The sequence below is a fragment of the Acinetobacter sp. GW821-FHT09D10 genome (assembly GCF_059416285.1).
The window spans coordinates 1-18,799 of sequence record NZ_JBWKOW010000013.1; the positions used below are offsets into that span (position 1 = coordinate 1).

17 protein-coding genes and 1 pseudogene are annotated in these 18,799 nt (G+C 37.2%); 9 read left to right on the top strand and 9 right to left on the bottom strand.

Annotated features, from left to right (window positions below; genetic code table 11):
- Positions 1-321 precede the first annotated feature (321 nt).
- Together AC07M3_RS18355 and AC07M3_RS18360 are read right to left on the bottom strand one after the other, a co-directional pair.
- Positions 322-873: a peptidylprolyl isomerase gene (locus tag AC07M3_RS18355; RefSeq protein WP_199991531.1), complete on the bottom strand. Its 552-nt coding sequence runs from the start codon at positions 871-873 to the stop codon at positions 322-324.
- Between the two features lie 157 nt (positions 874-1,030).
- On the bottom strand, positions 1,031-2,101 hold the full coding sequence (locus AC07M3_RS18360) for an alpha/beta hydrolase (RefSeq protein ID WP_494568013.1): 1,071 nt from the start codon (positions 2,099-2,101) through the stop codon (positions 1,031-1,033).
- A 211-nt stretch (positions 2,102-2,312) separates the two neighbouring features.
- Here AC07M3_RS18360 and AC07M3_RS18365 point away from each other — a divergent pair, with 211 nt between their 5' ends.
- Positions 2,313-2,675, top strand: coding sequence for a hypothetical protein (locus AC07M3_RS18365; protein ID WP_494568012.1), 363 nt, complete (start codon positions 2,313-2,315; stop codon positions 2,673-2,675).
- A gap of 166 nt (positions 2,676-2,841) precedes the next feature.
- Here the strand turns inward: AC07M3_RS18365 and AC07M3_RS18370 are convergent, their stop codons facing one another.
- Positions 2,842-3,072, bottom strand: a complete 231-nt coding sequence (locus AC07M3_RS18370) for a hypothetical protein (protein WP_000733015.1) — start codon at positions 3,070-3,072, stop codon at positions 2,842-2,844.
- A 392-nt stretch (positions 3,073-3,464) separates the two neighbouring features.
- Positions 3,465-4,331, bottom strand: coding sequence for an MBL fold metallo-hydrolase (locus AC07M3_RS18375; RefSeq protein WP_494568011.1), 867 nt, complete (start codon positions 4,329-4,331; stop codon positions 3,465-3,467).
- 107 nt (positions 4,332-4,438) lie between these two features.
- On the opposite strand from AC07M3_RS18375, the pseudogene AC07M3_RS18380 reads away from it, so the two are divergent.
- From AC07M3_RS18380 to AC07M3_RS18405, 6 genes and pseudogenes are all read left to right on the top strand, one after another.
- A pseudogene (locus AC07M3_RS18380) lies at positions 4,439-5,367 on the top strand (LysR family transcriptional regulator).
- Between the two features lie 128 nt (positions 5,368-5,495).
- Positions 5,496-6,050, top strand: coding sequence for a nucleotide exchange factor GrpE (gene grpE / locus AC07M3_RS18385; RefSeq protein WP_092710918.1), 555 nt, complete (start codon positions 5,496-5,498; stop codon positions 6,048-6,050).
- 118 nt (positions 6,051-6,168) lie between these two features.
- Positions 6,169-8,109 carry a molecular chaperone DnaK gene (gene dnaK / locus AC07M3_RS18390; protein ID WP_494568010.1) on the top strand — a complete coding sequence of 647 codons (1,941 nt, stop codon included), beginning with the start codon at positions 6,169-6,171 and terminating at the stop codon, positions 8,107-8,109.
- Between the two features lie 329 nt (positions 8,110-8,438).
- A complete protein-coding gene (locus tag AC07M3_RS18395; protein WP_494568009.1) occupies positions 8,439-9,356 on the top strand; it encodes a matrixin family metalloprotease in 918 nt (305 codons plus the stop codon).
- Positions 9,357-9,467: 111 nt separating this feature from the next.
- Positions 9,468-10,448, top strand: coding sequence for a M57 family metalloprotease (locus tag AC07M3_RS18400; RefSeq protein WP_494568014.1), 981 nt, complete (start codon positions 9,468-9,470; stop codon positions 10,446-10,448).
- 101 nt (positions 10,449-10,549) lie between these two features.
- Positions 10,550-10,924, top strand: a complete 375-nt coding sequence (locus AC07M3_RS18405) for a hypothetical protein (protein ID WP_003656007.1) — start codon at positions 10,550-10,552, stop codon at positions 10,922-10,924.
- Positions 10,925-10,986: 62 nt separating this feature from the next.
- On the opposite strand, the gene AC07M3_RS18410 is transcribed toward AC07M3_RS18405, so the two are convergent.
- The 3 genes from AC07M3_RS18410 to purE all read right to left on the bottom strand — a co-directional run bounded on the left by AC07M3_RS18410 (position 10,987) and on the right by purE (position 14,635).
- Positions 10,987-12,279, bottom strand: coding sequence for a lytic murein transglycosylase (locus AC07M3_RS18410; protein WP_494568008.1), 1,293 nt, complete (start codon positions 12,277-12,279; stop codon positions 10,987-10,989).
- A 709-nt stretch (positions 12,280-12,988) separates the two neighbouring features.
- Positions 12,989-14,110, bottom strand: coding sequence for a 5-(carboxyamino)imidazole ribonucleotide synthase (locus AC07M3_RS18415; RefSeq protein ID WP_494568007.1), 1,122 nt, complete (start codon positions 14,108-14,110; stop codon positions 12,989-12,991).
- A gap of 9 nt (positions 14,111-14,119) precedes the next feature.
- The gene (purE, locus tag AC07M3_RS18420; RefSeq protein ID WP_002115451.1) at positions 14,120-14,635 is read right to left on the bottom strand and encodes a 5-(carboxyamino)imidazole ribonucleotide mutase; all 516 of its coding nucleotides are present in this window, start codon (positions 14,633-14,635) and stop codon (positions 14,120-14,122) included.
- Positions 14,636-14,863: 228 nt separating this feature from the next.
- Here purE and AC07M3_RS18425 point away from each other — a divergent pair, with 228 nt between their 5' ends.
- Positions 14,864-15,322 carry a hypothetical protein gene (locus AC07M3_RS18425; protein ID WP_092710930.1) on the top strand — a complete coding sequence of 153 codons (459 nt, stop codon included), beginning with the start codon at positions 14,864-14,866 and terminating at the stop codon, positions 15,320-15,322.
- Between the two features lie 62 nt (positions 15,323-15,384).
- Here AC07M3_RS18425 and AC07M3_RS18430 read toward each other — a convergent pair whose 3' ends face one another.
- A complete protein-coding gene (locus AC07M3_RS18430; RefSeq protein ID WP_080547845.1) occupies positions 15,385-15,747 on the bottom strand; it encodes a DMT family protein in 363 nt (120 codons plus the stop codon).
- Positions 15,748-15,985: 238 nt separating this feature from the next.
- Here AC07M3_RS18430 and mpl point away from each other — a divergent pair, with 238 nt between their 5' ends.
- The gene (gene mpl, locus AC07M3_RS18435) at positions 15,986-17,359 is read left to right on the top strand and encodes a UDP-N-acetylmuramate:L-alanyl-gamma-D-glutamyl-meso-diaminopimelate ligase (protein ID WP_004640278.1); all 1,374 of its coding nucleotides are present in this window, start codon (positions 15,986-15,988) and stop codon (positions 17,357-17,359) included.
- A 68-nt stretch (positions 17,360-17,427) separates the two neighbouring features.
- Here the strand turns inward: mpl and AC07M3_RS18440 are convergent, their stop codons facing one another.
- Positions 17,428-18,678: a low temperature requirement protein A gene (locus tag AC07M3_RS18440; RefSeq protein WP_494568006.1), complete on the bottom strand. Its 1,251-nt coding sequence runs from the start codon at positions 18,676-18,678 to the stop codon at positions 17,428-17,430.
- Positions 18,679-18,799 lie beyond the last annotated feature (121 nt).

Genomic DNA, 18,799 nt, shown 5'->3' on the forward strand with positions numbered 1-18,799 from the left:
CAATCAATGATAATATTTCGATCGATCAATCAGTAAAAATCCACACAAGTTGTTCTTCATAATCTCTTAATGATCTTTCTGCTCTTCGTCAGAGACAGAATTCAACGCAATACTAAGCTTTTCATCTTAACCCTGTAAGCTAAGATATTCTCATGTATCGCGTCGGGATGAGTGCATTATAGGGAAAAAAAAATGGTACGCAAGCACTTTTCTAAATATATGTGTTTGATCGATTCTTTTTCACCCAATCGAAATCAAAAAAAGTAAAAACAACGGTTTAAATTATTGATAATAAAAAACAAATATTAAAATCTTTTATTTTCATTCTTTTTTGATTTTCACTTCTATTATCTTAATAGGTTGTTTAGGGACGTTCTGATGCATTCCATCAGTGATTGTCGGTACTTTTACAATACGGTCAACCACATCCATTCCTTTAATCACTTTTCCGAAAACTGCATAACCAGCATTACCAGCAGAGCGATTTAGAAAACTATTATCTGCGACATTAATAAAGAACTGACTAGTAGCAGAGTCAGGATTTGCGGTACGAGCCATTGCTAAGGTTCCTCGTGTGTTAGCAATCCCATTTCCAGCTTCGTTTTTGATTGGTGCTCGAGTGGTTTTTTCCTGCATATTTGCAGTAAGCCCACCGCCCTGTACCATGAAACCAGGAATTACGCGGTGGAATATCGTATCTTTATAAAAGTTCGACTTTATATAGCTTTTAAAATTCTTGACACTACTTGGAGCCTTCTCATCATAAAGCTGTATTTCAATGTTGCCTAAATTTGTTTGCATTTCAACTAAAGTGTCAGCCCAGACTGAATGACTGCTTAAACCCAAGCAACATAGCATTAATAATTTTTTCATATCTTCCTACAGTAAAATGCAAAACTTAATAAAGGTTAAATTTAATCGTCTATATAAAATAATTCTAGTGAGTATTTATTATCTTTTATTTAAAGCCTTATATTTTAGATTTGAGTATGAGTCCACGTTCCACGTGAAACATGGACCAAACTTTTATTTAGCTATTTTTATCCCAAAATTTTCTAAAGTTTTTACTGAACTCAATGGTGTACCGTTTGGCCTTTTTAGAAATAGGCGTCAGATTTATAAATCCATGCGTTTGATCTGAGTATTCTTCATAATGCATTTTGACGCCATTTTGGCGTAGCTTATAGCTATAGATTTTCCCTTCATCATGTAATACGTCATGCCCAGCAGTAATCACAAAAGCCGGTGGATTCTTCTTCAAGTTTCCATAGGTTGGAGAAATAATAGGATCGTCTAATTCTACGTTATGCTGGGTTGCATAATATTGAGTGACATTATCGATATCTTTATCTGTCAAAACCAATCCTTCGTTATAGGCATAGAAGGATGGATGTCGGCTCTTGAAATCGACTGCAGGGTAAATAAGAAGTTGGGCCTGTGGAGCATAAGGCTTATTTACTGATCGTTGAGCCACGACTGTACTAATGTTTCCACCTGCACTATCACCCGCTACCGCAATTCGACCTTTTAATATTTTTAATTGTCTACGATTTTGATATACCCAAGCCAAAGCATCTTCACAAGATTGGATTAAATGTTGAGGAGAAACCTCTGGCGCAAGAGGATAATCGATACTGAGTACTTGTACTTTTGCATATTTTGCCAATATACGACACGCCTCATCATGAGTATCTAATCCACCCACAACAAATCCCCCTCCGTGATAGAAAACAAGAAGAGGCAATTTTTTATTAGACGCCGGGTGGTAGTGTCTCGCGAAAACGGTTCCACTTTGAAGAGGTAAACGAATATCTTCTACTGAATCAATCTCTGTTGATTTCTGACGTATGGCTAACATTTGCGTATCAAACTGCCGTCTAGAGTCAATTGGATCTGGACCAATAAAACCGATACGCCCCTGCTTAATTTGTACAGCCATCAGACATTTAGTAAATGAGTCCAGATCTGGATATTGGTAAGAATACCCAAGAATTTTGGCAAGTGATTCTTGAGCTAATCGAGGTAACTTATCAAGAGCTCGAGCAGCGGGCCCTTGGCCCTTATCTAGCAATGTTTGAATTTTTTGATTAAATGCTGTCATGCCTATCTCCATGAATTCCTCTTATCCTTCATATTTTCTACAGAATTCTGTTGCTGTTTGACTATATTCGCATACAACTCATGTAATCAAGATACAAAGGTAAAAACTAAATTACGCTAATCTGATTTAAAGCAAATGTCATTAACAAATCTGTCGTTTCAAGCAGGAGTTTTTTGCCAATTATTGTTAACAGACAAAAAGAGGTAAGATTATGTCAACAAAACTAGTTGTTACTTTATTAGTAACCAGTCTCTTAACTGTAGGCTGTGTTGCTTATACAGATGACCCTTCTTATCGTGGTGGCTATGGTTACCATGATACTAATCGCTATGATCGCAATGATGGACGTCGATATAATGATTGGGAACGAAAACGCTGGGAAGAACGTCAAAGAATATATGAACAACAACGTAGAGACGCTCGCGAACAGGACCGAAACCGTCATGAGTGGGATAAAAGACGCCATGACGAGGATAAAAAACACCGTGATGACGATAAAAGACGTCACGAATGGGATAAAAACCGAGTAGAAGATCGAGATCATAATCGTCGAGATTCTCGTCATGATGACTAAATTCATTACTATATAAAAAGCCCCAATAAGCTACGTCTTTTGGGGCTTTTTTGAGAATTCTAAATTCTCTTAATTATAGAATAATGAGTAGCAGCTCATTTCATATATAAATCGGCATCTTAAATATATGACTCTATAATCTTTTAACTGTTCTTATTACTAAGAATTACTGAGCTGTTGCAGAACCTGAAACAGAACCAGAAGCACCAGCATCAACTTGACCTGGTTGTGCTTGACCAGAAACACCAGCATCTACACCTACACCTGCTTGTACGCCAGATGGGCTAGCACTTGTTTGAGCAGAACCTGATGCGTTTAAACCAGCTTCAGATGCACAACCAACAGCTGTAAAAGCAACACCAGCAAGTACTACAGAGATAAGACCTAATTTTTTCATAATCGCTTTCCTTTCATTACGACAAACACTTAAATGCAAAGATCATCTTTGCGCTGCCTATAATTCACAATTTTTTTTTCTGGCGTGCGTATCATTGGTTGTCTTTTGTAGTAATAGAAGTACAAATTGTGCAATTTTTTATTAAATTCTCTTCCTTAGCTTCATCTCTACCTTTTATATAAAAGTAGCAACTTAAGCTTTTGTTTAATTTTATCAATTTTTAATTTTTATCTTAGTCTTTTTCTCTGCTCAAAAAAATTCTCTTTATAGAAACACTATATAAGGTGCGTAGAATGTTACAGAGGTTTTTTTGATTAAAAATTCCTTTTCCCATTAAAAAAGCCGGGTATAGACCACGGCTTTTCTGACGATTTAAAATATTCCGATTTAAATTACGGCCATTGCATCTCGCCTTTTACAACTTTTGCACCTAGCTCTAGGCTATCCACACTTTTTAATGTTGGATATTGTTTTTGCATGAGCTGACTCAATTCGCTAGCATTTTTACTTACTTTAGCCGCTTTCTCATAGCTCTTGAGATAGTCGATCGAAAAGTTAACTGCATCCAAACCTTGTGGAGCTCCCTCAACCATATGGGCAGGAACAACCGTCTGAGGCTGTAGTGCTTTAATGCTTTCTAAAGTTTGAATCACTTCATTGCGGTCTTTAACTTTTGGTGTATCTGCCATCCATAAATGAATACCTGAAGATACAGGGATACCACCTACTACTGCCTTAGAAGAAGGAATCCATAAATAAGTGAGTTCTTTCTTACCTTTAATTTCAATTGACTCATTCTCTAGTTTTAAAGTTTTAGCAGTGTAAGCTTGAGGCACAATAATTTGGCTAGGTGCATTTGCACCCATTTGTGGTCCCCAATATTTCACTTTAAGGGCTTGAGTATCTTGAATATGTTTAACAGTTTCCGGAGTTGCAATGATTTGTACATTTGGGAAGTACTGTTTAAATACATCTAAGCCAAAGTAATAGTCGGGATCACCATAACTTACGAAAATTGTCTTTAGCGTTTTACCGCTATCGAGAATATCGGCAGCAATACGTAATGCTTCAGATTTTGAGAATTGCGCATTGACCAATAGAACTTCTTTATCACCTTCAATTAAAGTAGAAGTCACCCCAAAATGTTCGGGTTTAGCCAGAAAACTTTGGATTTTTAGATCTTGTGCAAAAGCTGTGGAAGCCATCGTCAAAGCTGTAGTAGTTGCTAGAGCCGAAGCAGTTAATTTAAAAAATTTCATTATGTATTCTCCAATTTCATAAGGAATACTTTAAATTGCAATTTCTGTAAGGTAAATGCACTAAACTAAGATAAACTGTTGCATAAATTGTAATAATGATAAAGCATATGGACACATTAAAAGCCATACAAGTCTTTGTTTCTATTGCTCAGCATGGCAATTTAACCAAAGCCGCAGAACATCTTAATTATTCCCGTGCCATGGTTTCTCGCTATCTTGAGCACCTAGAGCATACATTCTCAACTCGACTATTTCAGCGGAATACCCGAAAAATATCTCTTACTCCAGCCGGTGAAAAAGCCCTTCTCTACTGCGAAAATATTTTACAACAACAACAACTTCTACAAGAGCTAGCAGCACCCGAACAACATAACGGTACGATTCGTTTTACTTGTGGTTTATTTTTATTTCAATTAGGTGTTGGGGAATGTATTCGTCAATTTAAAAAGCAACATCCACATATTCAATTTGATGTATATCTTACTGAAAATACAATTGACTTGATTGATGCACAAGTCGATTTAGCTTTGCGTATAACGCAAAAAGTTGCAGATGGATTAATTGCGAGACCAGTCTGCCAGATCGAATCGGTATTTTGTGCTCATCCAGACTATTTAAAACAGCACAGCCCCCTCTCTCACCCAAGACAACTTATTCAATATGAATGTTTAGCTCACCATAGCCAGCATCAATACTGGACTCTTTTTGATGAAGAGCAACAACCACAGAATTATCCTTTAAACGTTACCTTTAAAAGTAATGATGTAAATGCTGTTTATGATATGTGTCTACATGCTCAGGGTGTAGCTATGTTGCCTTCACTATTAGTTAAAAAAGATTTAAAAGAAAAACGACTAATTCCTTTATTTAAAAACTTTTCAGCGCCAGAGCTAAGTTTGTCGGTGGTATATGCATCTAGGCAGCATTTACCCAAAATAACTCAGGAATTTATTGCTTTTATGATCGAAAATTTAGATTTTTACTTAAAACCGCAAAATTAAAAGCTTTAAATTGTCGTGTACGCTTGAATTTTTAGGCAGTGCCCATACTTCATACCTATTAATGAATTACAGCATATGCATGGCAGTTCAGGTTTTACACAGTAAATACTGATGCCAAAAAGGACTGTACATGTTTAAAAACCCATTTAAACGGAGATCATCAATGGCTAATGAGCAAAATGAGCAAGCTCAAGACATTCAACACGAGCAAGCAGAGCAATCTAATGAGCAAACTCAGGCTGAAGGTGGAGAGCAAGCAAACGACGTTACCGTTGAATCTTTACAAGCGCAAATCACTAAATTAGAAGAAAGCCTTAAACTTGAAAAAGCACGTACAGCGAATGCTGTTTACGAAGCACAAAAAAGTGTAGAGCGTATTCAACGTGAGTCTGAGAAGCATAAGGAAACTGTGCTTGAAAAATTTGCAAAAGAGTTGCTGGATTCTGTAGACAATCTAGAGCGTGCGATTCAAGCAGCGGGTGATGAAGAAACTCCTGTACTTGAGGGCATTAAGTTAACCTTGAAGTCGCTATTAACTACACTGGAAAAATTTGGTGTTGTAGAAGCTGACACTCAAAATGGTTTCAACGCAGAGTTACACCAAGCAGTGGGCATTGCCCCAGATGCTAAAGCGAATGAAATCGGTACCGTTTTACAAAAAGGCTATACCTTAAATGGTCGCTTATTGCGCCCTGCTATGGTTATGGTTGGTCAATAAATAAAAATTTGAGAGTTTTTAGATTTTTTTTCGCTAAAACGCTTGAAAAAAATAGATTCACTCTCATATCGGATAACAAGCAAAAACATTGCAAAAGAATTTTTGAGGAAAACGTCACATGGCAAAAATTATTGGTATTGACTTAGGTACTACCAACTCATGCGTTGCTGTACTTGAAGGCGATAAAGTAAAAGTAATCGAAAACGCTGAAGGCACACGTACAACTCCATCGATCATTGCTTATAAAGATGGCGAGATCTTAGTGGGTCAAAGTGCTAAGCGTCAGGCAGTAACTAACCCGAAAAATACATTATTCGCTATTAAGCGTTTAATTGGTCGTCGTTATGAAGATCAAGCAGTACAAAAAGACATCGGCCTTGTACCTTATAAAATCATCAAAGCTGACAATGGTGATGCTTGGGTAGAAGTAAACGATAAAAAATTAGCACCTCAACAGATCTCTGCTGAAATCTTGAAAAAGATGAAGAAAACTGCAGAAGACTATTTAGGTGAAACAGTTACAGAAGCAGTTATTACTGTTCCTGCTTACTTTAACGATGCTCAACGTCAAGCAACTAAAGATGCGGGTAAAATCGCTGGTTTAGACGTTAAACGTATCATTAACGAACCAACTGCTGCTGCACTTGCGTTCGGTATGGACAAAAAAGAAGGCGATCGTAAAATTGCTGTTTACGATTTAGGCGGTGGTACTTTTGACGTATCAATCATTGAAATCGCAGACCTTGATGGCGACCAACAAATCGAAGTGTTATCAACAAATGGTGATACTTTCCTTGGTGGTGAAGACTTTGATAACGCGTTAATTGAATTCTTGGTTGAAGAATTTAAGAAAGAACAAAGTGTGAACTTGAAAAATGACCCACTTGCGTTACAACGTTTGAAAGAAGCTGCTGAAAAAGCAAAAATCGAGCTTTCTTCATCAAATGCAACTGAAATCAACCTTCCATACATCACTGCTGATGCAACTGGTCCTAAACACTTAGTGATCAATGTAACACGTGCAAAACTTGAAGGTTTAGTTGCTGATTTAGTTGCTCGTACAATTGAGCCTTGCCGTATCGCACTTAAAGATGCTGGTCTTTCGACTTCTGACATCTCTGACGTAATTTTGGTTGGTGGTCAGTCTCGTATGCCACTTGTACAACAAAAAGTACAAGAATTCTTTGGTAAAGAACCACGTAAAGACGTAAACCCTGATGAAGCAGTTGCAATTGGTGCTGCGATTCAAGGTGCGGTATTGTCTGGTGACAAAACTGACGTTCTTTTATTAGACGTAACACCATTAACTTTAGGTATTGAAACAATGGGTGGTGTATTAACACCAATCATTGAGAAAAACACGACGATTCCTGCGAAGAAATCACAAGTGTTCTCTACTGCTGCTGACAACCAGCCTGCTGTAGACATTTCTGTTTACCAAGGTGAACGTAAGATGGCTCAACAAAACAAATTGTTGGGTAACTTCCAATTAGGCGACATTCCACCTGCTCCACGTGGTGTGCCACAAATTGAAGTATCTTTCGACATCAATGCTGATGGTATCTTGAAAGTATCTGCTAAAGATAAGAGCACTGGTAAAGAGCAATCAATCCAGATTAAAGCAAACTCAGGTTTGTCTGATGCTGAAATCGAAGCAATGATTAAAGATGCTGAAGCGAATGCTGAAGAAGATCGTAAGTTTGAAGAACTTGCAAAAGCTCGTAACGAAGCTGATGCATTAATTTCTAGCTCAAACAAAGCTGTAAAAGATCTTGGTGATAAAGTTACTGAAGATGAAAAAACAGCTGTAAGCACTGCAGTTTCTGAACTTGAATTAGCAACAAAAGAAAATGATGTTGAAGATATCAAAGCTAAAACTGAAGCTTTACAAAACATCTTAATGCCTATCACTCAACGTGCTTATGAACAAGCACAACAAGCTGGTGGTGCAGAAGGCTTTGATCCAAATACATTCCAAGGTGGCGATGCAGGTCAACAAAAAGCTGACGATGGCGTTGTAGATGCAGAGTTTACTGAAGTTAAAGATGACAAAAAATAATTTGTTTCTTTAATAAAAAACCGCGCTTAGGCGCGGTTTTTTATTGGTTACAAAAAATAACAATAGCTTTTTTAAGGATATTTTTAATTATCTTAATGTCAAAAAGATCAATGATAAAAACTAATCTATTAATTATAAAAAAGATTTTATAAACGAAAAGACATTGTTACTTATTACATTAATTATTCCATTATTGCCAAGTCTAAAAACATCTTTTTAAATTTTTATAGCCAGATCACAAATTCTCCCACTCTCCTGCATTTTTTATCATTTTGACGAAATTAATTAAGTAGCTAACAATAAGATTTATTTATATTTTTTATTTTGCCATGAAAAAATTTCTATGGTGGGGACTTAGCTTGTGTTTATGCATAGGCTTACAAACGACGATCTTTGCTCAAAGTAATCTACCAATTGCTTCATCTAATCAGCCTTTAAAGTATCGAATTGCTTTTATTGACCCACGGTTTCAACTCACTAAAGAACAACTTATTGAAGTAAGCCAACAAGCTGCTGAAATCTGGCACAAAGAGACTGGAAAAACCTATTTTTCTTATGATTCAGAAGCACAGTTATCAATTAACTTAATTTATGATGATCATCAAATTATTAAAAGTGAACAACAAGAAAATTTAAATGCTCTTTTACAAAAGCAGGAACAATGGCGCATTAAAAATGAAGAGATTATTTTAAACAAACAAGAAATTGATCAACTATCATCTGATTTGAACAAAAAAAAGATCAGTCTAAAAGCTGAATTTGAACACTATCAACGAGACGTAACACATTTTAATCAAGGGGAACATCGATACTATCTTGCCGATGAATTAAAAGAGCGGCAAAACCAACTACAGCAAATATCAGGAAATTTACAAAATGAATCAAATAATTTAAATTATAGAATTCAAATGCTTAACATAAAAATTAAAGAACTAAATCAAGAGCAAAGCGATTTAACAACTTTAATGGCACAATTTAAGCTAGAACAAAAAGCCAGTATTCAGACCTTTCATAAAGGCTTATTCAGTCAAAACCAAATTCAAATTTACGGTTATGCTTCTTTAAATGATTTACGTTTGACCCTTGCTCATGAGTTTGGCCATGCTTTAGGACTAAAACATACCACTGATCCCAAATCTTTAATGTACCCCCGTTTAAAAGAGCAAGATATTCATAATTTCAAATTAACAGATTCGGATTTAGAGTTATTAGGCTCAATATATAGTTCAATTAAGGAAAATCATTAAAGTTAAATAATTAAAAAAACTAAATAAAACTAAACATATTGAATTTTATCTAAAAAATAATTTTGCATTTGGTAAAAACTAATGAGACTAAAGTCTCATTTATTTATCTGAATTGTATGTTTTTTGATTGATTTTTCACTTTATATTCTTATAATACGTTTTTTTAAAATCTCCCCCTCTTCTATTATGCGTTTAACATCTTTGTTACTAGGCGTAGCCTTTGCTTTTTCTAATTTTCAGGCTAATGCTAATCTTGCCACTCCAGCTCATACTCAAATTCAGCAAAAAGCGGGTCAGCACCTGACTTATAAAATTGCTGAAATTGATCCACGTTTTGGTTTGAGCCAAGATCAATTGATTCAGATTAGCCAACAAGCTGCAGATATTTGGAAACAAGGCACTGGGCAGGATTATTTTACTTATGATCCAAATGCAAAGTTAGAAATTCGTCTAGTTTACGATAATGGTCAAAGTCGTTCTGAACAGCGTCAAAAAATTGCAGCTCAGTTCCAGCAAGAACAGCAACGTGTAATTGATGAACAGCAACAAATTAAGCAATTGAAGCAAACCCTTGGTCAAACTCAATCTGAACTTGAAAATAAAAAGCAGATTTTGAATGGCAAATTGAAAAATCTTGACCAGCAAATGATGCAACTTAACCAAGGCAAATTAGCACCTGAATATAGTGCTAAATCTTTGGCTAAAACCCAGAAAGATTTGCAAAAGCAAACTGTTGCTTTAAAGAAAGAAATTGCTGCATATAATGAGCAAGCTAAAGATTTAAATGTCAAAGTTACTCATTTTAATCAGATTAATAATGAGTTTAATAATTCATTAAATGAATTTAAGCAAAATGCTCAAGCTGATGTCTTTAAAAAAGGTATCTACAACGGCAAACAAATTGTGATTTATGAGTTCAAGTCTATTGATGATTTACGTTTAACGATTGCTCACGAGCTAGGACATGCGCTTGGCTTAAAACACAGTGATCAGCCAAATGCATTGATGTACTCAGTTCGTAAAGATGGTGACAGAAAAATCACTGGCCTTACCGATGCTGATCGCGATCTATTGAGTGCTTTACCTCAATAATTAAGAACTTGATATAAAATGATGTATCTATTTCTAGATAGATACATCGAAATTCATATCAAAGTCATGTTATTGTGGTCATAAGAGCTAACGAAAATAGAATGGAGATCAAGATGAGTTACTATCATATCCTGATTGAAGTAAATGATCATATCAGCACAATTGAACAAACACGCGATATTGAACTGTTTGATATTATTGAAATCAAACCATATCTTCATTCTATTCTAATCCCCTTTTTCAATGAACATGAAATCGAGCTTGAAGATGAAAATATTGAATACAAAGATATTTTGCATCTTGAAGTGAAACAGACTCTGCTACCGATTGAACATTTAATTGAAGAAGAACAAAAGCAATTACCAAGTGATACAGATGTTACGATCACTGCGTATGAAATCTTTAATGATCGAGATTTAAGCCAAGATGTCACTTCGGTTATTTTTGATATATTGGAAGCGGTTAAATTAGATTAATAATCTTATACAAGTACTTATAAAAAAGGTCTGCATGTGCAGACCTTTTTATTATTTTCAGTTTATTGCATCATTTTTTGGGCTTGTTCTTGGCGGAATGCGCGTAAGATTTGTTGCCCTGCTCGTCCAGTTGGATTTAAACCTAAACGAGTTTGCTCTTGACGAATAGCCACACGGGTTTTATCCCCAATAAGACCATCAACCGCACCAATATCGTAGCCACGATTAATTAAAAATTGTTGGATTTCACGACGTTCTGCGCGAGAAGTTCCTGGATCATCAGTTGGCCAAGATGTCGCAAAAGGACGAGCACCTTTTAAACGATCAGATAGATGAGCAATTGCAAGACCATAACTTTCCGCAGCGTTATAACTATAGATAGCATCAAAATTCTTAAATACTAAGAATACTGGACCATTTACGCCTGCTGGTGCCATTAAACCTGCCGAAGTACTGCTAGATAAAGCCCCTTGAACAAGTGGAGAACCATCAATCCGAGTAACACCTCGCGCACTCCAGCTACTTAAAGCTTTCTTTGAACGTCGCCCTTCTCCATCAATTGACATACCTTGGGGAACTTTTACTTCAAAACCCCATGGCATTCCTGCTTGCCAACCCGCTTTATTTAAGAAATTAGCCGTTGAAGCCAATGCATCAACTGTACTAGACACCAAATCGCGACGACCATCTCCATCAAAATCAACCGCTAAACGTTCATAGGTCGATGGCATAAATTGGGTATGACCAAATGCCCCAGCCCATGAACCTTTCAGTTGATCTTCAGTTAAGTCACCACGCTGTAAAATACGCATGGTGGCAAAAAATTCAGTACGGAAATAACTTTGTCGGCGACCTTCACAACTTAAAGTTCCGAGTGCTTGTAATAAAGGATATTTTCCAGAAATATCACCAAAATTACTTTCAACACCCCACACTGCCACAATTGTTTCTGGTGGTACGCCGTAGGTTTGAGAAGCACGATTTAAAACATCGCGATATTGCGCCAACTTTTGTTTTCCAAGCTCAATACGTTCTTCATCGACTAAGCCAGAAAGATAATCCCAAATTGGTGTCGAAAATTCTGGTTGATAATTTAACTTATCAATAACCGAATAATCTGGAGTTAAGTTTTGAGTGTAACGATCATAGGTTGTACCAGAGACTCCGGCAGCAATCGCTTGAGAGCGTAAATTTGCCAAACAACTTTGGAAATTATTATTAGGCGTATAATTTTCGTTAGTCACTGCCGGAACAGTGGCACTGCTAGATATTGCAGAACCATTAATTACGAGCTCTGCTTGAGCCTGAGTCATTGCTAAAAATACAGAGCCAACAATACAAGAAAAACGTCGCATATTATCCCAGTTTCAATTTTTGAATTTAAATTTTTAAGTACCATACCATTATGAGTCTAAAATTTCAGAGAGAAAACGTAAATTTGAATTCATAATCTCTTCTTTAAATTCATTTCCAGTGTTTTAAATTCAAATTTTTCACTTTATTTTGAATTTAAAACTTCAACCAGTGTACATCTCCAGTTTTGAATTCAAAATAATAGCGCATAGTTTAAATTCAAAAACCTTATTTTAAATTTAAACTATAAAACATGTGTTTCTGTGGATAAACTTATCCACAGTCGAGAAAAACAGTACTATTCATTGATTCCATTCTATATTTCATCATTCTTTATGACACGGCAAATCTAATCAACCGAACAATCTGTATTTTTAAATTCAAAAACCACCCCATGTTTTAAATTCAAACTTGCCACGTTATTTTGAATTTAAAACACTTCAACAAACATCATTAGTTTTGAATTCAAAAGATATAGCCTCCACCATCTGTTATAAATCAAACTCTCTTGTGGATAACTAACTTTAAATTCAAAACAATGTAAAAACTTGTTTTCACTTTTTTAAATTTAAAAACACCACCAATATTTAAATTCAAAAATTCACGTAAAAAGTTATCCACAAACCCCAAATACTTATGATTTATTATTTTTTAAATTTAAAAGATAAAAAAAGCGATCCGAAGATCGCTTTTTTGCAAAATCAAAAGTATTTAGAGGGTCATATCTTCTGTTAGAGCGAGTGGTTCTGGCAAAATTTTCGCCAATTGACGGCATAACGTCGTCAATTCATGGCTATCCACAGGCATTAAAGTGATATGACCTAACTTACGGCCAGCACGTTCTGACTTGTTATAAAGATGTAGATGAGCACCATTTAAGGCAAGTACATCTTCAGTTTTAGGATGCTGACCAATGATATTGATCATGACCGTTGGACGAACAACGTCTGTTGAACCTAATGGAAGACCTGCAACAGCTCGAATATGGTTTTCAAACTGAGAACAGACAGCGCCTTCAATTGACCAGTGACCTGAGTTATGCACACGTGGTGCCATCTCATTTGCACACAAACCTTGTTCAGTCACAAACAGCTCTAGAGTCAACACACCAACATAGTTGAGGTGATTCAACAACCGTGTAATGTAGTCTTGAGCCACAGGCTGTAAAGCTTCACTATTCGGTGCTGGAACAATTGAATGCGATAAAATGCCATTATAGTGGTGATTTTCAGCCAATGGCCAAGTTTTTACTTCACCATTTTGGCCGCGCACCGCAATAATTGAAACTTCGCGAGAGAATTTAACAAAGCTTTCGGCAACTAGACTTTTTGCAGGACCAAGTTCAGCCCACGCAGTGTCAATCTGGTCTTCTGAACGAAGTACAAACTGACCTTTACCGTCATATCCGCCAGTTGCTGTCTTAAGCACAATCGGCAAACCAAGCTCAGCAACAGCCTTTTTCAAGCTTTCTAGACTATCTACAGCACGATACGGCGCAACAGGAATAGAAAGTTCATCAAACAATGCTTTTTCTGACAAGCGATTTTGCGCAGTCGCTAAAGCAACACGGGGAGGGTGCAATGCTTTGGTTTGTGTTAAAACATCAACATCTTCAACTGGTGTATTTTCAAACTCAAGACTGAAAACATCAGCACTTTCAATAAACTGCTTTAAACCTTGCTCATCTTGGCTAGAAAAGACTTGGCCTAAAACACCTGCTGGACAATCTGTATTTGCTTCAAAAAAAGTACACTGAATATTTAATGGTAACGCCGCTTGAGCCATCATTCGACCCAGTTGCCCACCACCAAAAATACCGATAGTTTTATCCATCTCAGCCTCTTACACCTGACCCGGAATGTTTTTGCTTGCAACTTTATCAGTTTGCGCAGCGCGGAAATCTGCAACATTTTTTGCGATTTCAGGACGAGTTAAACCTAAGATTTGTGCCGCCATAATTGCAGCATTCGTCGCACCTGCTGGACCAATCGCTAAAGTACCTACTGCGATACCAGCTGGCATTTGTACGATTGAAAGCAAAGAATCTACGCCATTTAAAATTGATGATTTAACTGGCACACCTAAAACTGGTAAATCAGTTTTTGCGGCACACATTCCAGGTAAATGCGCTGCACCACCAGCACCAGCAATAATCACTTGAATACCACGATCACGCGCAGTTTCTGCATATTCAAATAAACGATCTGGAGTACGATGAGCAGATACCACTTCCGCTTCAAATGGGACACCAAGCTGTTTAAGCATATTGGCTGTGTTTTCGAGAGTTGCCCAATCAGATTGAGAACCCATAATAATTCCAACGAGAGGTTGAGCGTCTTGTGCTGCGGCCGCATTCATTGCTAATGTTCCAGAGACAAAAGTAAAAGAAGATAAATCTCGACGAGAGCCAAGTTTTAAATGGTTCGGAAGCCCATTATTATAGACTGATTTTTCATCTCACGAAAATTTAACTGACCAGCTCTGCGAATATTTTTAATATCATCAAAAAATGTCATGGTTTAACAGTGACACATTCTCAAATTTTATTAATATAGCGCGCTTAATGAAATCAATAAGAGCTTAATAATGAAAAAATTTCTTGGATTCTTAACACTCACACTTTGCACAACAATGAGTTATGCGGCCTTAGTAAATTTAAACATCGGTGAATTTCAAAAAACCATTAAAACTTTAAATAAAGAAAAAGGTTATAACGGAGAAATCAAAAGTGGAGCATTAACTGGCAAAGTCCAAGAGAAATTTATTGTCACGGGAACATCTGCTACTGATGAGAGAGAACCCGTTCTTATGACTGGTTATTATCTTGGTGCAACTGAGGCAGGAAATGTATATTCAATTACTGAATATCGAATTTACTGTGACGATCAGACCTATGGTTATGCTATGTCTAATTTTGAGCCGGACGGCGCTTTGAGTACAACCACAACAGACAGTAATTATGCTTTTGACTATGAAGACCCAACGCCAAGAGATCAACAATTTTCTAAAATTCTAAAAAAAGCGTGTAAACACCCTGCAAGATAATCAAGTATTTGGAAAAGTAATCGCTTGTATAGAATCAATTATTCAATACAAGCTATTGCAAATTATTGGCTTCTAAATACGAAATAAACACAACCAAATAGACATAACATCGCCCACAAGTAATCTAGTTTAAATGGTTGTTTAAACAAGAAAATCATAAACGGTACAAACACAATCAGCGTAACCACTTCCTGCGTGATCTTCATTTCACCGAGTAACCAGCCTTGAGCACTCAGCATACGAGTTGCAGGAATCATAAAACTATATTCAAGCAAGGCAATAATCCAACCGAATAAGATCGCTTGCCAGAGTGGGGCATGGTGCAAAAATTTAAGGTGCCCATACCATGCAAGTGTCATAAAACAGTTAGAAATAATTAATAGCGTAAAAGCTAAAACCGTTGGGCTCAAAGGCACATCCCTCATCATCACGATGATTTAAGTATTATTAAAGATATAAAACATTATAAAAGATAAAACTGTAATTCAGCTTAAATACAAAAAATAAAGCTGTACTTTTATAAGGGCCTCAAACACATAGAACAACAACGATTTTTGACTATCTTTTCCTGTTTAGCCTTGCTATCGTTGCTGCCAAATTTATCAATAATGAACGCGCAGACACTTGACGTGCTGTGTATAGAAGCAGTGGAGAAGGCGAGCAATGCATCTGCATATCTTGGGTATTTGTGGCACTTTTATGGGATCTTTAGCACTTTTAGCTCGTGATTTAGGACATAAGGTAACCGGTTCCGATTCAAACGTTTACCCGCCAATGTCTACCCAGTTAGAAAACGCAGGTATTACCCTCATGCAAGGCTATGACCGTAGTCATTTGCAGCCTCATCCAGATTTAGTGATTGTCGGAAATGCCATGAAACGTGGTATTGATGCTGTGGAATATATGCTTAACGAAGGTCTGCCATATATTTCTGGTCCACAATTCCTTGCTGACCATGTTTTACAAGGTAAACATGTCCTTGGTGTAGCTGGTACTCACGGTAAAACCACGACTACAACCATGTTGGCTTGGGTACTTGATCAGGCGGGTTTAAACCCAGGCTTTTTAATTGGTGGTGTTCCACTTGGTTTTAGTGAAAGCGCTCGTTTAGGTGGCGGCAAATACTTCTGCGTTGAAGCCGATGAATATGACTCAGCTTTCTTTGATAAGCGCTCTAAGTTTGTTCACTATCACCCGAAAACGGCGATTTTAAACAACCTTGAATTTGACCATGCCGATATTTTTGATGACTTAGCGGCTATTCAAAAGCAATTTCATCATCTTGTTCGTACCATTCCAAGTGAAGGCCGTATTATTGCGCCAATTACTGAAACTCATATTGATGAAGTACTTGAAATGGGTTGCTGGACGCCAGTCATTCGTACAAGTTTAGAAGCGAATGAAAAAGCTGCTTTGTCTGCCGAACTCATTTCAATTGATGGTAGTCATTTTAAAGTACTTGAAAATGGTAATGTCGTTGGTGAAGTTAAATGGAGCATGACAGGACAACATAGCGTAGCTAATGCTTTGGCAACGATTGCAGCCGCTCAGCATGTGGGTGTGGCGCTTGAGCAAGCTTGTGAAGCTTTGTCTAACTTTGGTGGCGTGAAACGTCGTATGGAGTTACTCGGCACAGTCAATGGCATTGAGGTTTATGATGACTTTGCTCACCATCCAACTGCAATTGACACGACTTTAGATGGCGCACGTAAACGCTTAGGCGAACGCCGTTTATGGGCCATTATCGAACCACGTTCAAACACCATGCGTATGGGCAGTCATAAAGATGGCTTAGCACACTCAGCACGCTTAGCAGACGAAGTCATCTGGTACCAGCCAGAAGGTTTAGATTGGGATTTACAACCCGTGATTGAAGCTGCGTCTAACCATGCTCAAGTTAGCCGTTCACTTGATGAAATTATTGAACGTATTGTCAATGAAGCAGGTGAGGGCGATGCCGTCGTGATTATGTCTAATGGTGGCTTTGGCGGATTACATCAAAAATTAATGAATGCATTAAAAGCAAAAGCTGCTTAACTTTTGCTTTTAATTATTCAGTAAAAAAACGGGTTTCAAATTGAAACCCGTTTTTTTATTCAGCCGTTTTAAACCTTCTCTGGCTCTATATTTTCTATAAATTTATTAGAAACCATTAAACGTAAACTATAGACAATACCCATCGCAAAAACGCTATATCCCACGTTATTACAAATAAACGGAATACATAAAATGATGAGAGCCGTAATAGGGTAAAACCATTTGCTGATTCCTGCTAAACATTCAAATTCGTATAGTCCCCAAATGCAGGTCGTATACAGCACTACACTCACCGCAACGACTATTCCCATATATAAATCGGAAATATGTGCATGATGGGTTGTGACATCCACAGCAGCAGCAAGCGCAGCACCCACCGTAGCAATACTCACAAAAATAAAGTAATGACCATATCCCCATACAAACGGGCGCACACCTTTCAAATGGTGATGCTGTTCACTACGATCAAAATAAGCCCACCACATTGCGAACATAAGCATCAATCCACCGATCATTAAGAAAACGGCAGGAATATTAATAGATTGAGCAGTCAGCGCATCGCGGATTGCATTAAAGCTACCAATAATTGATTCACCCAACACAATAATCGTAAGCAGGGCATAACGCTCTACAATATGATGTGGATGCCACGGCGTAGGTGAATATTTTTCTGCATAGTAGGGAACAAATAGCTCCATAGCAGCTAAAAATAAAAATAAAGGGGCCGAAATTACATGGGTAAAATTGGCAGCCAACCAACCAATCTGTACCAGTACAATCCCTATTGCATAGCGATAAGCCGTAATACGTCGAGCAGGATCATATTTTGCTGCACGCAACCACTGGGTCACTAACGCCATTCGCATGATGACATAACCGATGATCATTACGTCAAAATCCTGACTATGAAATACATCGGGAATGCCTGCTGCCATCACCAATGAACCCACAATTTGTACAAAGGTGAGGCATCGATACAACGCATCGTCGTTATCGTAAGCTGAAGCAAACCATGAAAAATTCATCCATGCCCACCACAGCGCAAAAAATACCATCAAGTAGCTTGGTAACGCATGCCATAGATGATTTTCAATAATGGCGTGGTGTAACTGCTGACCTGCTGTTGCAATCGCGACCACAAAAATTAAATCGAACAATAATTCGAGGGGAGTCGCTGCTCTATGCGGCTGTTCTGGATCTCTTGGAGATAAAGGCCTCAAACTTAATTTTTTCTGTTTTTCTTGAGTAGTCATAAAATAACGTTCTCGAATAAAATGCCAACACGTTAGCACTTTAATATCAACGCCCAGATCACGCATTAAAAATTATCGTTCTAAGCTGTTTAATCTTTACTCACAAACAAACTATATTTCATTTTTGTGACAATTCTTTATCAAGACATTAAGCTTAATTCTTTATCATAGCTCACGTTTTTGTTCT

What these genes read in the sequence shown, in the direction of transcription:
- AC07M3_RS18355 (WP_199991531.1), bottom strand. Translation starts at nt 873, where the DNA reads ATGAAAAAATTATTAATGCTATGTTGCTTGGGTTTAAGCAGTCATTCA.
- AC07M3_RS18360 (WP_494568013.1), bottom strand. Translation starts at nt 2,101, where the DNA reads ATGACAGCATTTAATCAAAAAATTCAAACATTGCTAGATAAGGGCCAA.
- AC07M3_RS18365 (WP_494568012.1), top strand. Translation starts at nt 2,313, where the DNA reads ATGTCAACAAAACTAGTTGTTACTTTATTAGTAACCAGTCTCTTAACT.
- AC07M3_RS18370 (WP_000733015.1), bottom strand. Translation starts at nt 3,072, where the DNA reads ATGAAAAAATTAGGTCTTATCTCTGTAGTACTTGCTGGTGTTGCTTTT.
- AC07M3_RS18375 (WP_494568011.1), bottom strand. Translation starts at nt 4,331, where the DNA reads ATGAAATTTTTTAAATTAACTGCTTCGGCTCTAGCAACTACTACAGCT.
- grpE (WP_092710918.1), top strand. Translation starts at nt 5,496, where the DNA reads ATGGCTAATGAGCAAAATGAGCAAGCTCAAGACATTCAACACGAGCAA.
- dnaK (WP_494568010.1), top strand. Translation starts at nt 6,169, where the DNA reads ATGGCAAAAATTATTGGTATTGACTTAGGTACTACCAACTCATGCGTT.
- AC07M3_RS18395 (WP_494568009.1), top strand. Translation starts at nt 8,439, where the DNA reads ATGAAAAAATTTCTATGGTGGGGACTTAGCTTGTGTTTATGCATAGGC.
- AC07M3_RS18405 (WP_003656007.1), top strand. Translation starts at nt 10,550, where the DNA reads ATGGAGATCAAGATGAGTTACTATCATATCCTGATTGAAGTAAATGAT.
- AC07M3_RS18410 (WP_494568008.1), bottom strand. Translation starts at nt 12,279, where the DNA reads ATGCGACGTTTTTCTTGTATTGTTGGCTCTGTATTTTTAGCAATGACT.
- AC07M3_RS18415 (WP_494568007.1), bottom strand. Translation starts at nt 14,110, where the DNA reads ATGGATAAAACTATCGGTATTTTTGGTGGTGGGCAACTGGGTCGAATG.
- purE (WP_002115451.1), bottom strand. Translation starts at nt 14,635, where the DNA reads ATGAATGCGGCCGCAGCACAAGACGCTCAACCTCTCGTTGGAATTATT.
- AC07M3_RS18425 (WP_092710930.1), top strand. Translation starts at nt 14,864, where the DNA reads ATGAAAAAATTTCTTGGATTCTTAACACTCACACTTTGCACAACAATG.
- AC07M3_RS18430 (WP_080547845.1), bottom strand. Translation starts at nt 15,747, where the DNA reads ATGAGGGATGTGCCTTTGAGCCCAACGGTTTTAGCTTTTACGCTATTA.
- mpl (WP_004640278.1), top strand. Translation starts at nt 15,986, where the DNA reads ATGCATCTGCATATCTTGGGTATTTGTGGCACTTTTATGGGATCTTTA.
- AC07M3_RS18440 (WP_494568006.1), bottom strand. Translation starts at nt 18,678, where the DNA reads ATGCGTGATCTGGGCGTTGATATTAAAGTGCTAACGTGTTGGCATTTT.